10 protein-coding genes are annotated in these 14,238 nt (G+C 69.6%); 9 read left to right on the forward strand and 1 reads right to left on the reverse strand.

Annotated features, from left to right (window positions below; genetic code table 11):
• Positions 1-34 precede the first annotated feature (34 nt).
• From ACT53Q_RS15065 to ubiM, 9 genes are all read left to right on the forward strand, one after another.
• On the forward strand, positions 35-1,051 hold the full coding sequence (locus ACT53Q_RS15065) for a 3-oxoacyl-ACP synthase III (protein WP_476187467.1): 1,017 nt from the start codon (positions 35-37) through the stop codon (positions 1,049-1,051).
• 159 nt (positions 1,052-1,210) lie between these two features.
• Positions 1,211-1,843: a biofilm formation regulator BacA gene (gene bacA / locus ACT53Q_RS15070; RefSeq protein ID WP_476187468.1), complete on the forward strand. Its 633-nt coding sequence runs from the start codon at positions 1,211-1,213 to the stop codon at positions 1,841-1,843.
• Positions 1,840-2,589: a PspA/IM30 family protein gene (locus ACT53Q_RS15075; protein ID WP_476187469.1), complete on the forward strand. Its 750-nt coding sequence runs from the start codon at positions 1,840-1,842 to the stop codon at positions 2,587-2,589. Before bacA ends, ACT53Q_RS15075 begins: the two co-directional genes overlap by 4 nt.
• Before the next feature lie 47 nt (positions 2,590-2,636).
• Positions 2,637-3,317 carry a hypothetical protein gene (locus ACT53Q_RS15080; protein ID WP_476187470.1) on the forward strand — a complete coding sequence of 227 codons (681 nt, stop codon included), beginning with the start codon at positions 2,637-2,639 and terminating at the stop codon, positions 3,315-3,317.
• Between the two features lie 86 nt (positions 3,318-3,403).
• Positions 3,404-5,341, forward strand: coding sequence for a flotillin family protein (locus ACT53Q_RS15085; RefSeq protein ID WP_476187471.1), 1,938 nt, complete (start codon positions 3,404-3,406; stop codon positions 5,339-5,341).
• A gap of 67 nt (positions 5,342-5,408) precedes the next feature.
• Positions 5,409-5,900 (forward strand): DUF4019 domain-containing protein, encoded by a 492-nt coding sequence (locus ACT53Q_RS15090; protein ID WP_476187472.1) that lies wholly within the window; start codon positions 5,409-5,411, stop codon positions 5,898-5,900.
• A 72-nt stretch (positions 5,901-5,972) separates the two neighbouring features.
• Entirely contained in the window at positions 5,973-11,282 is a 5,310-nt protein-coding gene (locus ACT53Q_RS15095; RefSeq protein ID WP_476187473.1) for a DNA repair ATPase, read from the forward strand.
• Positions 11,283-11,399: 117 nt separating this feature from the next.
• Positions 11,400-12,296 carry an alpha/beta fold hydrolase gene (locus tag ACT53Q_RS15100; protein ID WP_476187474.1) on the forward strand — a complete coding sequence of 299 codons (897 nt, stop codon included), beginning with the start codon at positions 11,400-11,402 and terminating at the stop codon, positions 12,294-12,296.
• A 213-nt stretch (positions 12,297-12,509) separates the two neighbouring features.
• Positions 12,510-13,772, forward strand: coding sequence for a 5-demethoxyubiquinol-8 5-hydroxylase UbiM (gene ubiM, locus ACT53Q_RS15105; RefSeq protein WP_476187475.1), 1,263 nt, complete (start codon positions 12,510-12,512; stop codon positions 13,770-13,772).
• Between the two features lie 3 nt (positions 13,773-13,775).
• Here ubiM and ACT53Q_RS15110 read toward each other — a convergent pair whose 3' ends face one another.
• Positions 13,776-14,138, reverse strand: a complete 363-nt coding sequence (locus tag ACT53Q_RS15110) for a YkgJ family cysteine cluster protein (protein WP_476187476.1) — start codon at positions 14,136-14,138, stop codon at positions 13,776-13,778.
• Positions 14,139-14,238 lie beyond the last annotated feature (100 nt).

Consider the following 14,238-nt stretch of genomic DNA (forward strand, 5'->3'; position numbering starts at 1 on the left):
CTATGCGGTTCCTGCCTGCTGACGGCCAACCTCCATGCTGTTTCAACACGTCGCCATCGCCGGTCTGGCTCACATCGACGCTCCGCGTCAGCTGACCACCGCCGAGATCAACGCCCGCCTGCAGCCCACCCTGGACCGTCTGGGCATCAAGACCAACGTCCTGGAGGACGTCGCCGGCATCCACGCTCGCCGCCTGTGGGACGACGACGTCCAGGCTTCCGACGCCGCCACCTTGGCCGGCGTGAAGGCGCTCGCCGACGCCGGCGTCGACCCGTCCCGGATCGGCCTGCTGGTCAACACCTCGGTCAGCCGCGACTTCCTGGAGCCGTCGACCGCCAGCATCGTCAGCGGCAACCTCGGCCTGTCCGACACCTGCCAGAACTTCGACGTCGCCAATGCCTGCCTGGCGTTCCTCAACGGCATGGACATCGCCAGCCGGATGATCGAGCGCGGCGAGATCGACTACGCGCTGATCGTCGACGGCGAGACCGCCAACCTCGCCTACGAGAAGACCCTCGAACGCATGTCCCGTCCGGACGCCACCGAGGAAGAGTTCCGCAACGAGATGGCCACGCTGACCCTGGGCTGCGGCGCCGCCGCCATGGTCCTGGCCCGCGCCGAACTGGCCCCGGGTGCCCCGCGCTACCGCGGCGGCGTCACCCGCGCCGCCACGCAGTGGAACACCCTCTGCCGCGGCAACCTCGACCGCATGGTCACCGACACCAAGATGCTGCTGACCGAAGGCCTGAAGCTGGCGCAGAAGACCTTCATCGCCGCCCGCCAGGCGCTGGGCTGGGCCGTGGACGAGCTGGACGAGTTCGTCATCCACCAAGTCAGCAAGGTCCACACCAAGGCCTTCGTCGACGCCTTCGGCATCGATCCCAAGAAAGTCATGACCATCTTCGGCGAACACGGCAACATCGGCCCGGCTTCGGTGCCGATCGTGCTGAGCAAGCTGCGCGAGATGGGCCGCCTGAAGAAAGGCGACCGCATCGCCCTGCTGGGCATTGGCTCCGGCCTGAACTGCTCGATGGCGGAAGTGGTCTGGTAAGCGGCCGCTTCAGGCAAACCCCGAAACCCCGGCTCCGGCCGGGGTTTTTTGTTGCCCGCATGCCTGGCCGGGGCGGGTGCTGGCGGGGCGGTCGCCGCTCGTCGGAATCACACATGTGATGTGTTGACGTACTCACATGTGATCTCTAGTCTGCCGCCCATGGAACGCCGCAGCTCCGCCTTCTACCAACGTCGCCACCGCGACCGCCTGCGCGAGCAGGGGCTGGTGAAGAAGGAGCTGTGGGTGTTGCCGGAGTACGCCGACGCCCTGGTGGCGATCGAGCGGCAGATGCGTCGTTCCGGCGGGTTGGTCCCGTCGGACGCGATGGAGGGAGAAGAGGCGATGCGCGAAACCCCGGTGTGGTCGGCCCTGGCGCTGCACGATGCGCTGGCCGCGTGCGAGCGTGTCCGCGACGGCGCGTTCTCGATCGAACTGATCGAAGGCGCGGAGCCCGGTCTGTACCTCGTGATGCACGACTACGGCGACCTGCCGCTGTTCATGGCGGTGGTGGGCCGGCAGATCGTGGTCCAGGCGCTGCTGTGGCCGGTCGAGCAGGTCGCCGACGTCGCTGCCTTCAACGAGGAAGTGCTGCGCACCCACAAGCTGTTCCCGCTGTCGACGCTCGGCATCGAGGTGATCGACGGCGAGGACGTCTACATCATGTTCGGCGCGCTCAGCTCGAGCTCGTCGCTGGCCGACGTGCTGTTCGAGGTCGACACGCTCGCCGACAACACCATCCGTGCGACCGAGGCCTACGCGCCGCACCTGCGCGACCTGCGGGTGGCCGCATGACCACGAAGGGACGTTCGCGCAAGGGCGCCGCGCCCGCGCCCGAAGCGACGCCCGAGGTCGCGCCGGCGCTGTGGCAGCGTCTGGTCGCGGCGGTGCGCGGTGGCGTGAACGAACTGGGCGAAGCGATCGCCGACAGTCAGGCGCTGCGCATCCTCGACCAGGAGATCCGCGACCACGCCAGCGAGCTGCACCGCGTGCGCGCGACGCTGGCCGAGACGCTGGCGCGCGGCAAGGTCGCGTCGGAGCGGCTGGAGGCGGCGAACGCGAAGCTGGCCGAATACGAAGGCTACGCGCTGAAGGCGCTGAAGGCGGGCGAGGACGCGCTGGCACGCGAAGTGGCCGCGAAGATCGCGCTGCTGGAGATCGAACGCGACGGCGAAGCGGTGCGGGTGAAGGAATTCGCCGAAGGCGTGGCACAACTGCGCGCGACGGCCGCGCGGTTCGAGGCCACGATCCAGCGACTGAAGCAGCAGGTCGACACCGTGCGTGCCACCGAAAGCGTGCAGCGCGCGCAGGCGGCCGTCGCCAGCCGGCGGCGCGAATCCGACGAGCGCGTGCGCACGGCGCTGGATTCGCTGGAACGCATCCGGCGTCGCCAGGGCGAGCGCGATGCGCGGGTCGACGCGGACGCGGCGCTGGACGGCGAAGAGGATGCGCTGGAGGCGCGGCTGCGTCGCGCCGGGATCATCGCGGAAGAAGATCGTACCGATTCGGTGCTGTCGCGATTGAAGCGGCAGGCCGACTGACCGGACACGGGACCGGCGCACCGCCGCCGGACCGAGGGGGAAATTCGATGGCATCGTTCCTGGACATCGTCACGTCGTTTCCGACCGTCGTGTACACCGTGCTGCTGCTGGTGGTCACGGTGCACTGGCTGCTGTCGGCGCTGGGCATCCTGCACATCGACACGATCGACGGCCTGCTGCCGGACGGCTTCGGCGGGCACGACCTCGGCCTCGATGTCGGTGGACACCACCACGCGCACGGCCATGGCGGCGACGCGGGCGGCTTCCTGATGAAGTTCGGCCTGCACGGCGTGCCGGTGATGGTGGTGTTCACGATCATCGCGATCGTCGGCTGGCTGTTCTGCTACTTCACCGACCTGTTCGTGCTGCGCGCGCTGCCGACCGGGCTGATCGCCGGCGTCGCGCGCACGGCGACCGCGATCGGCGGGCTGCTGGTGTCGATCCCGGTCGGCCGGCTGGTGCTGACGCCGGTGCGCCGCATGCTGCATCGCTACGAGCCAGTTTCGCAGCGACCGCTGCTGGGCCGTTACGCCATCGTGCGCAGCCCCGAGATCACCCGCGAGAGCGGTACCGCCGAAGTCGACGACGGCGGCGCCGGCCTGATCCTGCAGGTGCGCGCCGACGTGCCCGGGCAGTTCGTCCGCGGCGATCGCGTCGTGCTGATCGAATACCTGGAAGACCACAATGCCTACCGGGTGATGTCTGCCGAGGCGTTCGAACGACTGTAGGCCCGTCCCGGTCGCGGCGGAGGTCGCGACGACGTGCGCCTGATCCGTTTCAGAGACCGCAACACATTCCGAATGGAGTGACACCGATGTTCAGCGCAACCATCCTTCCGATCCTCACCGTCGCGGGCGCCATCGTCCTGATGCTGCTCGGCATCGTCGGACTCTTCAAGGCGTTCTACGTGAAGGTGCCGCAGGGCACCGCACTGATCGTGAACGACCTGTCGGCAACGCCGAAGGTGCATTTCACCGGCGCGCTGGTCTACCCGGTGATCTACAAGAAGGAGTTCATGAAGATCTCCCTCATCACCCTGGAGGTCGATCGCCGCGGCAAGGACGGCCTGATCTGCCGAGACAACATGCGCGCGGACATCACCGTGGCCTTCTACCTGCGCGTCAACGAAACGCCGCAGGACGTGCTGAAGGTCGCCAAGGCGATCGGCGTCGATCGCGCGTCAGACAAGGCCGCGGTGAACGAATTGTTCAACGCCAAGTTCTCCGAGGCGCTGAAGACCGTCGGCAAGCAGATCGACTTCGTGAAGCTGTTCGAGAACCGCCAGGAATTCCGCGATCGCATCGTCGAGGTGATCGGCAACGATCTCAACGGCTACGTGCTGGAAGACGTGGCGATCGACTACCTGGAGCAGACGCCGAAGTCGGCGCTCGATCCCAGCAACATCATGGACGCCGAAGGCATCCGCAAGATCACCGAGCTGACCGCGGCGCAGAACGTCATCACCAACGAACTGGCGCGCAACGAAGAGCTGGCGATCAGCAAGAAGAACGTCGAGACGCGCGAGGCGATGCTGGCGCTCGAACGCCAGCAAGCCGATGCCGAGGCACGCCAGCAGCGCGAGATCGCGACGATCCGCGCCCGCGAGGAAGCCGAGACCCACAAGGTGCAGGAAGAAGAGCGCCTGAAGGCCGAGCAGGCCCGGATCGCGGTGCAGGAACAGCTCGACATCCGCGAGCAGAACCGCCAGCGCGAGGTCGAAGTGGCCGGCCAGAACCGCCAGCGCGCCGTCGCCATCGAGGTCGAGAAGGTCAATCGCGCCCGCGAGCTGGAGATCGTCGCGCGCGAGCGCGAGGTCGAACTGCGGCGCATCGAGAAGGAAAAGGCGCTGGAAGTCGAGCGCAAGGACATCGCCAACGTCGTGCGCGAACGCGTCGCGGTCGAGAAGACCGTCGCGCAGGAAGAGGAGCGCATCAAGGAAGTGCGCCAGATCTCCGAAGCCGATCGCCAGAAGCAGGTGAAGATCCTGGCCGCGCAGGCGCGCGCCGAGGAAGAACTGGTGCGCCAGGTGAAGCAGGCCGAAGCCGACGAGACCGCGTCGCGCCACAAGGCGGTGGAACTGACGACGATCGCGCAGGCCGAACTGGAGGCCGCGGCGAAGCAGGCCGAAGCGAAGAAGCGCCTCGCCGAAGGCGTCGAGGCCGAGCGCGCCGCGCCGGGCCTGGCCGACGCGCGCGTGCGCGAGGTGTCGGCTGCGGCACTCGAAAAGGAAGGCCTCGCCAAGGCCCGCGTGGTCGCCGAGACGCTGGGTGCCGAGGCGAAGGGTGCGCAGGAGAAGGGCACGGTCGAGGCGGACGTCATCAAGCGCGTCGGCTTCTCGCAGGCCGAGGTGATGCGCGAGAAGTACCGTTCGGAAGCCGAAGGCCTTAACGAGAAGTTCGCGGCGCTGGGCTCGCTCAGCGACCAGGCGCGTGCGCACGAGGAATTCCGCATGCAGCTGGAGAAGACCTTCGAGCAGGCGATGGCCGGCATCGCCGCGAACAAGGACATCGCCCGCGAGCAGGCCGAAGTGCTGTCGACCGCGCTGGCCAAGGCCAACATCGACATCGTCGGCGGCGAGGGCGCGTTCTTCGACTCGTTCGCGAAGGCGCTCTCGGTCGGCAAGGCGGTGGAAGGCGTGGCCTCCAAGAGCCCGATCGTGCAGGAGCTGATCCAGAAGCTGCTGTCGCTGCAGCCGGGTGCGGGCAAGGCCGCGCCGGTCGTGGCCGACGCCATGCAGGCGGAAGACGCCTGACGCCGGAAGCGCGCCGCGGCATCGCGAATGGCCGCGGCGCATCGAGGACAGATCGGGGGCAACGACCATGAAGGGATCGAAGCGTGCGGGAGGCTGGGGCGGTCTGGTGTTGATCGCGATACTGGCGCTGTCGACGACAGCGTGCCGGTTCAACTTCTCCAGCGGCAATCGGGATGATGCCATCCCTGTCACCGACCAGGACCGGAGCAACGCCATGACGGCGGAATCCGGCGTGCTGGCCACGCTGGATGAGGACCGTTTCGGCGAGGCCTGGGACGAGGCGGCACCGATCTTCAGGACGATCATGAAGCGCGACGAATTCATCGCGCAGCGGAAGACATTCCGCTCGCTCGTGCCGCCGGGGTTCCGGCGCACGTACGGGAACGGCAGGTTCCATTCCGCACCGGACAAGGCGCCGGAAGGTCGCTACGTGACATTCGACAACCAGCTGGACTGCGACGGCGCCATCTGCACCGAACAGGTCGTGATGATGGAGGTGGACGGCACCTGGTGCCTAGCGGGCTACTTCGTGCACAAGCGCAAGACGTTCAAGCTCTGATGCGACGCACTGGTCGGTACGCGGTGCCGTTGACGAACGATGGTTGAGGACATGACGGACGAGATTTCGACAGTGAATGACGGACAGGGCAACGCCGAAGCCGTCGACCGGGCCGTCGCCGAAGGCGGCGCCTACGAGGTGCTGCGGCACCGTCTGGATGCGCAGGGCGCCACGCTGCGCGTGCGCGTCGAGGCGCTGAACGCGGAGCGGTTGCAGGTCTTCGGCAGCAGCCGGATGGAAGCGATCGGCCGCGTGCGGATCGCCACCGAGCACAACTGCATCGCCCGCGACATCGTCGAGGTCGGCGATGCGCTGCTGTTCGGCTACAACGTGTTCATGGGACTGAAGAAGACCACCCGGGTCGAGGACGTGTTCTCGCTGTACCGGCTGGTCGAGGGCCCGGAAGGCTACGACGTGGTGCCGGTGGACCCGGCCGGGAGCTTCCTGGCCGAGCCCGCGTTCGTCAAGGATTTCGGCGAACTGTTTGCCTACTACCAGCACGCGCGGCTGCTGCAGCTGGCGACGCAGGACGGGCTGCTGCTGGCGTCGTTCCAGATCGGCGAGCGCATCGACGACGTGCGCGTGCTGCGCTGGAGCGTGGCCGCGGACGGCACCGTGCGCTATGTCGACAACCGCGGCGAGCGCGACATCGCGCCGCCGCCGGCCCGGGATTTCGAATGGCAGCGCGCCGGCCGCGAGCAGGCGGTGGGGGGCAAGCATCCGCACATGAACATCCTCGACACAGTGTTCGTCGAGACGGTCAACGGCGACCTCACGGTCAAGATCGAGAACAACACCGACTCCGGCCTCGGCATCTACAGCGAGCCGGTGGAGGATCGCACGCAGTCGCTGGACGATGCGCGCATCGAGTACGCGAAAGTCGGCGCGCTGGTGCTGTTGCGCGTGCTGCCGTATCGCGAGACCGTCTGGCGGCATCTGGCGTACAGCCCGGCATCGCGGCGCGTGCATCGCATCGATGCGATCGGCCAGGCCTGCGTGCAGTTGCCGGAGGACCACGGCATCGTGTTCCCCGGCGGCTACCTGCTGCAGAACGGCGAAATGCGCACGTTCGACCAGGACGTGCAGGGCATGGGTTTCCAGCGCGCGGTGCGCGCGCCGAACGGCGAGGACGTGCTGTACCTGTTCTACGCGCCGGAAGACGGCCGCATCGCGCTGTTCGTCTACAACAGCATCGAGCGCGGCATGCAGCCGCCGGTGATCGGCCACGGCTGCGCGCGCCTCGACGACGGCCGCATGGTGATCTTCAGTGCCGACGATACGCCGACGCGCGTGCACCCGATGCAGGTCTGGCGCACGCCGTTCGCGTCCGAGGCGCATGCGTTGCGCCAGCCGCGAGGCGAAGGTTTCTTCGGGAAGATCGGCAATGCCGAGCTCGTCCGCGGCCTGTCCGACCTGTTGGACCTCGCCCGCGAGATCGCCGCCGCGGCGCTGTCGGCGGCGCACTACCAACGCCTCACCCAGAGCGCGCGCCGGCTGTTCGACCGGCACCACTGGATCGAGGACGCGCACTGCGATGGCCTCGCACCGCTGCTGCGCGAGATCGTCGCCAGCAGCGAGTCGGTGATCGACGAATACGAGAAGGTCGAAAGCCTGCGTCGTCGCGCCACCGAAGCGATGGCCGAGGCCGAGACGCGCCAGCGCGAACTGTTCGATCGCCTGCATCCCGATCGCTGGGAGCGCGTGCAGGACTGCGTCGATGCGTTGAACGCGCTCTCGTCGCAGCGTGGCCGCTGGATGACGCTGCGCGAGGCGCGCTACGTCGATCTCGACGCCGTCGCCGCGTTCGAGACGGCGCTGCTGGACGCGCAGGCGCGGACCGCGACCGCGGCCGGTACGTATCTTGCCGATCCGCGCGTGCTGCAGCCCTACGAGGACCGCATCCGCGCGCTCGACACCGAGGCGCAGCAGGCGACCGGCGTCGCCGCGCTGCGTGCGCCGCTGGAGGCGATGCGCACGCTCTCCGCCGACCTCGACATGCTGTCGGAACTGATGGCGACGCTGCCGGTGGACGACGCCGCACAGCGCACGCGTGTGGTCGAAGCGCTGTCCGCGTTGTACGCGAAGCTCAACCAGGCGCGGGCCCGCGCCGAGCAGCGGCGCAAGACCCTGGGCGAAGGCGAGGCCGTAGCGCAGTTCGGCGCGCAGTTCGCGCTGTTGGGGCAGGGCATCGCCGGCGCGCTGTCGGGCGCGCGCGATCCCGATGCCTGCGACCAGGCGCTGTCGCGACTGTTGCTGCAACTGGAAGAGATCGAAGGCCGCTTCGGCGAGCACGACACGTTCCTGGCCGACATCGCGACCAAGCGCGAGGAATTGATCGAGACCTTCGAGGCGCACAAGCAGACGCTGGTCGACGAACGCCAGCGTCGCGCGCAATCGCTGGCCGACGCCGCGGCGCGCATCCTCGACGGACTGCCGCGTCGCACCGAACGGCTCGGCGACGCGGATGCGCTGAACGCGTTCTTTGCCGGCGATCCGCTGGTGGTGAAGCTGCGCGATCTCGCCGCGCGGCTGCGCGAGCTGAAGGACAGCGTGAAGGCCGACGACATCGAGTCGCGGCTCAAGCGCGTGCGCGACCAGTCGATGCGGACGCTGCGCGACCGCAGCGACCTGTTCGAGGCCGGCGGCAATGTCGTCCGCCTCGGCCCGCGCCATCGCTTCAGCGTCAACACCCAGTCGCTGGACCTCACCCTGTTGCCGCGCGGCGATGGTCTCGCGCTGCATCTCACCGGCACCGGCTATTTCGCGCCGGTGCAGGACGCGGAACTCGATGCGCTGCGCGACGTGTGGAGCGCGACGCTGGAATCCGAATCGCCGCTGCTGGCGCGCGCCGAATATCTGGTCGGCGACCTGCTGGCCGCGGCCGAGCAGGGACACGACGGGCTGAGCCTCGACCGCTTGCGCAGCGAACGCCCGCAGCCCGACACGCTGGCGAAGACCGTGCGCGAGTTCGCCGCACAGCGTTATCGCGACGGCTACGAGAAAGGCATCCACGATCACGATGCCGCACGCCTGCTGTCCGCGCTGCTGCCGCTGCGCGATGCCGCTGGTGCGCTCGCGCATGGTCCGGACGCGCGCGCATGGGCCAGCGTCGCGTGGGCGGCGCTGCGTGGCCGGCCCGAGGCCGCGCGCTGGCCCGACCGCGCGCGCAACGCGCAGGGCATCGATCGCGTGTTCGCGCATCGTGCGGGCCTGGAAGCGCTACGCGCGGAGATCGCCGACACGCTGCGCGCGCTGGCCGATGCCGAAGCACTGGCCTTCGATGCGACGCTGCATGCGCGCGCCGCGGCCTACCTCGTCGACATCCTGGCGGCGCCGCGGCAGCCGTTCGTGTTCAGCCGCTACGTGCGCGAACTGCGCGAAGCGCTGCGCCAGCGGTTGGAAAGCGAACGCCTGTGGGACGACCTGCTGTCGGCGCTCGCGGTGTCCGCCGACACGCTCGGTGCGCGCTGGCGCCTCGCGATGCAGTGGTGCACGGGACTGGCCGCGGATCCGGCGCACGCTGCGCTCGCGACGTACGCACCGGAGGCGGCCGCATTGCTGCTGCTGGGCGACGAGGCGCTTGCGCAGGTGCGCGAGACCGAATTGCAGGTACGCGTGGACGGGCTGCTGTCCGAACATGCGCGCATCGTCGACGGTGCGGTCGTGCTCGGCGTGGACGACTTCGCCGAACGCCTGCGCCGGCATCGCGAGGAGTTCCTGCCGCGCTTCCGTCGCTGCCAGGCGCTCCGACAGGCGCTGGTCGCGCGCGAACGCGAGGCGCTGCGGCTGTCGGAATTCCAGGCGAAGCCGCTCACCTCGTTCGTGCGCAACCGGCTGATCGACGAGGTCTACCTGCCGCTGGTCGGCGACAACCTCGCCAAGCAGATGGGCACCGTGGGCGAGGCCAAGCGCAGCGACCTGATGGGCCTGCTGATGCTGATTTCGCCGCCCGGTTACGGCAAGACCACGCTGATGGAATACGTCGCGCACCAGCTGGGCCTGATCTTCATGAAGATCAACGGCCCGGCGCTGGGCCACGGCGTGCGCTCGCTCGATCCGATGCAGGCGCCGGACGCCACCGCGCGGCAGGAACTGGAGAAGCTCAACCTCGCGCTGGAAATGGGCGACAACGTGATGCTGTACGTCGACGACATCCAGCACACGCATGCGGAATTCCTGCAGAAGTTCATCTCGCTTTGCGACGGCACGCGGCGCATCGAGGGCGTGTGGCGCGGGCGCACCCGCACGTACGACCTGCGCGGGCGCAAGTTCTGCGTGGTGATGGCGGGCAATCCGTACACCGAATCGGGCGAGGTCTTCCGCGTGCCCGACATGCTGGCCAACCGCGCCGACGTCTACAACCTCGGCGACGTGCTGGGCGGGCGCGAGCAGGCCTTCCTGCTGAGCTACCTGGAGAACGCGCTGACGTCCAATGCGGTGCTGGCGCCGCTGGCCCAGCGCGATCCGGGCGACCTGCACACGCTCGTCGACAAGGCCGAAGGGCGGCCGTTCTCTTCCGCCACGCTGTCGCACGCCTACGGCCCGGCGGAGATCGACGAGATCGTGGCAACGTTGCAGCGGCTGGTCCGCGTGCGCGACACCGTGTACGCGGTGAATCGCCAGTACATCGCCAGCGCCGCGCAGGCCGATCGCTACCGCACCGAGCCGCCGTTCAAGCTGCAGGGCAGCTACCGCAACATGAACAAGCTCGCGGAGAAGCTCTCGCCGGCGATGAACGAGGCCGAGGTGCAGCAGCTGATCGCCGATCACTACCGCGGCGAGGCGCAACTGCTCACCGGCGGCGCGGAGGAGAATCTGCTGCGGCTCGGCGAACTGCGCGGCACGCTGGACGCCACGCAGGCCGCGCGCTGGGCGCAGATCAAGCGCGACTTCCAGCGCGATCGCGCCACCGGCGCGGGCGAGGCCGAGGTCGGGCCGCGCGTCGTGGCGCAGTTGCACGATCTGGTCGAGAGCGTGCGCGGGCTGGCCATGCCGGCGCCCGCGGCGGAGACGCCTGCTGCCGAGCCCCGGCCGGACGCGGAGGCGCCCTGGCCGCAGTTGCTCGCCGCGCTCGAACGGCTGTCGGAGCGGTTGGCCACTCCGGCCGTGCCGGTCGCGGTTCCTGCAGCGTCGCCCGCACCGGTGCCCGGGTCTGACTGGTTCGAACGCCATGCAGAGCAGCAGATCCAGCTGCAGCAGGTGCTGGCCCTGTTGGCCGACCGCCTCTCGACCTTGTCCGTGGCGCCCCCGCCGGCGGCCGGCAAACGCGCGCGCGCGACCCCTGCCGAGGGGCCGGCGCTGGCGGTGGCCCTGCGCGAGGAGCAGCTGAAGCAGGCGCTGGACGAGTTCTCGAACCGCCTGCTGGGCAAGCCGGGACCCTGACGGCCCCGCGGCGGCCGGTCCGCCGCGGTGCCAAACCCGGGGGCAGGGCTTATCCTTGGCGGCCCTGTTCCCTGGCCGCCGCGCGCGGTGGAACGCTTTCCCGCGCCGATGCCGCCGATGACCGCTTCCCGCTACCCCGACTATCCCTTCACCCCGCAGCGTTTCGAGGTCCGTCCGGGCATCGCGATGTCCTACCTCGACGAGGGCCCGCGCGACGGCGAGATCGTCGTGATGCTGCACGGCAATCCGTCGTGGAGCTTCTACTGGCGGCATCTGGTGCTGGGACTGCGGGACCGCTACCGCTGCATCGTGCCGGACCACGTCGGCATGGGCCTGTCGGACAAGCCCGGCGACGATCGCTATCGCTACACGCTGCAGTCGCGCGTCGACGACCTGACCGCGCTGCTGAAGCACCTGGGCGTGGACGGACCGGTGACGCTGGCCGTGCACGACTGGGGCGGGATGATCGGCTTCGGCTGGGCGCTGTCGCACGAAGCCCAGGTGCGCCGGCTGCTGATCACCAATACCGCCGCGTTCCCGCTGCCGTCGTCCAAGCCGATGCCGTGGCAGCTCACGCTCGGTCGCGACATGAAGCTGGGCGCGCTGCTGATCCGCGGCTTCAACGCCTTCGCCGCCGGCGCCGCCAGTGACGGCGTGGTGCGGAAGATGCCGGCTGACGTGCGCAAGGCGTACCTGGCGCCCTACGACTCGTGGGCGAACCGCATCTCGACCCTGCGCTTCGTGCAGGACATCCCGCTGGGACCGAAGGATGCGGCGTGGTCGCTGGTCGACGCCGCGGGCAAGCGCCTGCCGGCGTTCGCCGACCGCCCGACCTTCATCGGCTGGGGCCTGCGCGATTTCGTGTTCGACCATCATTTCCTGGAAGGCTTCCAGCGCGCGCTGCCGGACGCCGAGACGCAGGCGTTCGAGGACGCCGGCCACTACGTGCTGGAAGACAAGCACGAGGTGCTGGTGCCGGCGATGCGGCGGTTCCTGGACGCGCATCCGCTCTGAGGCGGCAACGCCCACGCTCGGTAGAGCGGCCTGACCCGCCATTCGGCGGTTGAACACCAGGCCGCTGGTTTTGATTTTCATCTCGAAACGGCAGCGGCCTGAAGGCCGCTCTACCAGGACGGGGGCGACCGTCCGTCCGCTTGACCCGGATCAACGCCGCGCCCGCCGGCGGCGCCTAACCTGCCGCCTCCGCAATCGCCGCGAGGGCGCGCCATGGCCGAGGCAACCGGCACTTCCCTGCGTCCGTCCGAGACCGCGTTCGACCTCGTCGTGGTCGGCGCCGGCCCGGCCGGGCTGTGCTTCGCCCGCTCGCTCGCCGGCAGCGGCCTGCGCATCGCCCTCGTCGAACGGCAGCCGCGCGCGGCGCTGGCCGAACCCGCCGAGGACGGCCGCGAGATCGCATTGACCCACCGTTCCCAGCGATTGATGGCCGATCTCGGCCTGTGGGCGCGGCTGACCGAGGACGAGCCGTCGGTGCTGCGCGACGCGCTGGTGCTGGACGGCGACGACGCCGACGGCCTGCGCTTCCGCCACGAGGACAGCGGCCGCGACCAGCTCGGCTGGCTGGTGCCGAACCACGCGATCCGGCGTACCGCGTTCGCCGAAGCGATGGGCAACCCCGACGTCGTGCTGTTCGACGGGCGCAACGTGACCGGCGTGCGCACCGGTGCGGATGGCGCCGAGGTGCGGCTGGACGACGGCACCACGCTGCGCTGCGACCTGGTCGTCGCCGCGGACAGCCGCTTCTCCGAGACGCGCCGGGCGATGGGCATCGGCGCGGACATGCGCGATTTCGGCCGCACCATGCTGGTCTGCCGCGTGCGCCACGAGCGCGACCACGAACAGACCGCGTGGGAATGGTTCGACTACGGCCAGACGCTGGCGCTGCTGCCGCTGCGCGATCGCCACGCGTCATCGGTGGTGCTGACCCTGCCGCATGCCGAGGCCGCCGCGGTGCAGGCGCAGGATCCCGAGGCCTTCGGCGCCGACATGACCCGCCGCTTCCGCGGCCGCTTGGGCGCGATGACCTTCACCGGCCCGTGCTGCGCGTACCCGCTGGTCGGCGTGTATCCGCGCAAATTCGCGGCCGAACGCTTCGTCGCGATCGGCGATGCCGCGGTCGGCATGCATCCGGTGACCGCGCACGGCTTCAACTTCGGCCTGCTCGGCCAGGACACGCTGGCCAAGGCGATCCGCACCGCGCGTGCCGCCGGCCGGCCGTACTGGACGCCGGCGCTGCTGGCCGACTATGAACGCGCCCATCGCCGGGCGACGCGGCCGCTGTACCTCGCGACGCAGTGGCTGGCGGGGCTCTACACCGACGAACGCGCACCGGCGAAGCGGCTGCGGCGCATGGCGCTGCAGGCGGCGGCGACGTTCGCCCCGTTCCGGCGGCTGGTCGCCGCGGGCCTCGTCGACGACGGTCGCGGCCCGCGATTGCCCGGGCCGCTCGCGCGCCTGCGCCCGGTGCGCTGAGGCTCAGCCGCCGGCGAGCGCTGCCGCGACCGCGTCCTGCGTCAGCGGCGGCAGCCCGTACACGGCGCGGGCCCGGTCGCACTGCGGATTCGGGCCGCCGTCTTCCCACGACATCCGCAGCTCGCGGCACGGGGACGGGCGGGCGTCGTAGATCGTGCAGTGCACCGCGTCGCCGACCGTGCCGGCGAGCGCGATGCAATGCGGGCGCTCGGCCCAGGTGCCGCGCATGCACAGCCGATGGCCGTCCAGCACCTCGGTCAGCGCGACCGGCACCGTGCCGCCCAGCGACGGCTCGGCCTCGGACCAGTGCATCGACACGCGGTAGGCGGCGCAGCAGGCGCCGCAGGACAGGCAGGGATGCGGCATGCGGGTTCGGGTAGCGCGAGGCCGGGTGAAGGAACGGGAGCGGCTGCATTCTGCCCAAGCCGCCGCGATTGGCAACCGGGCCCGCCCGCGGGGGACAATG

It is taken from the genome of Lysobacter sp. DMC97 (genome assembly GCF_056313745.1).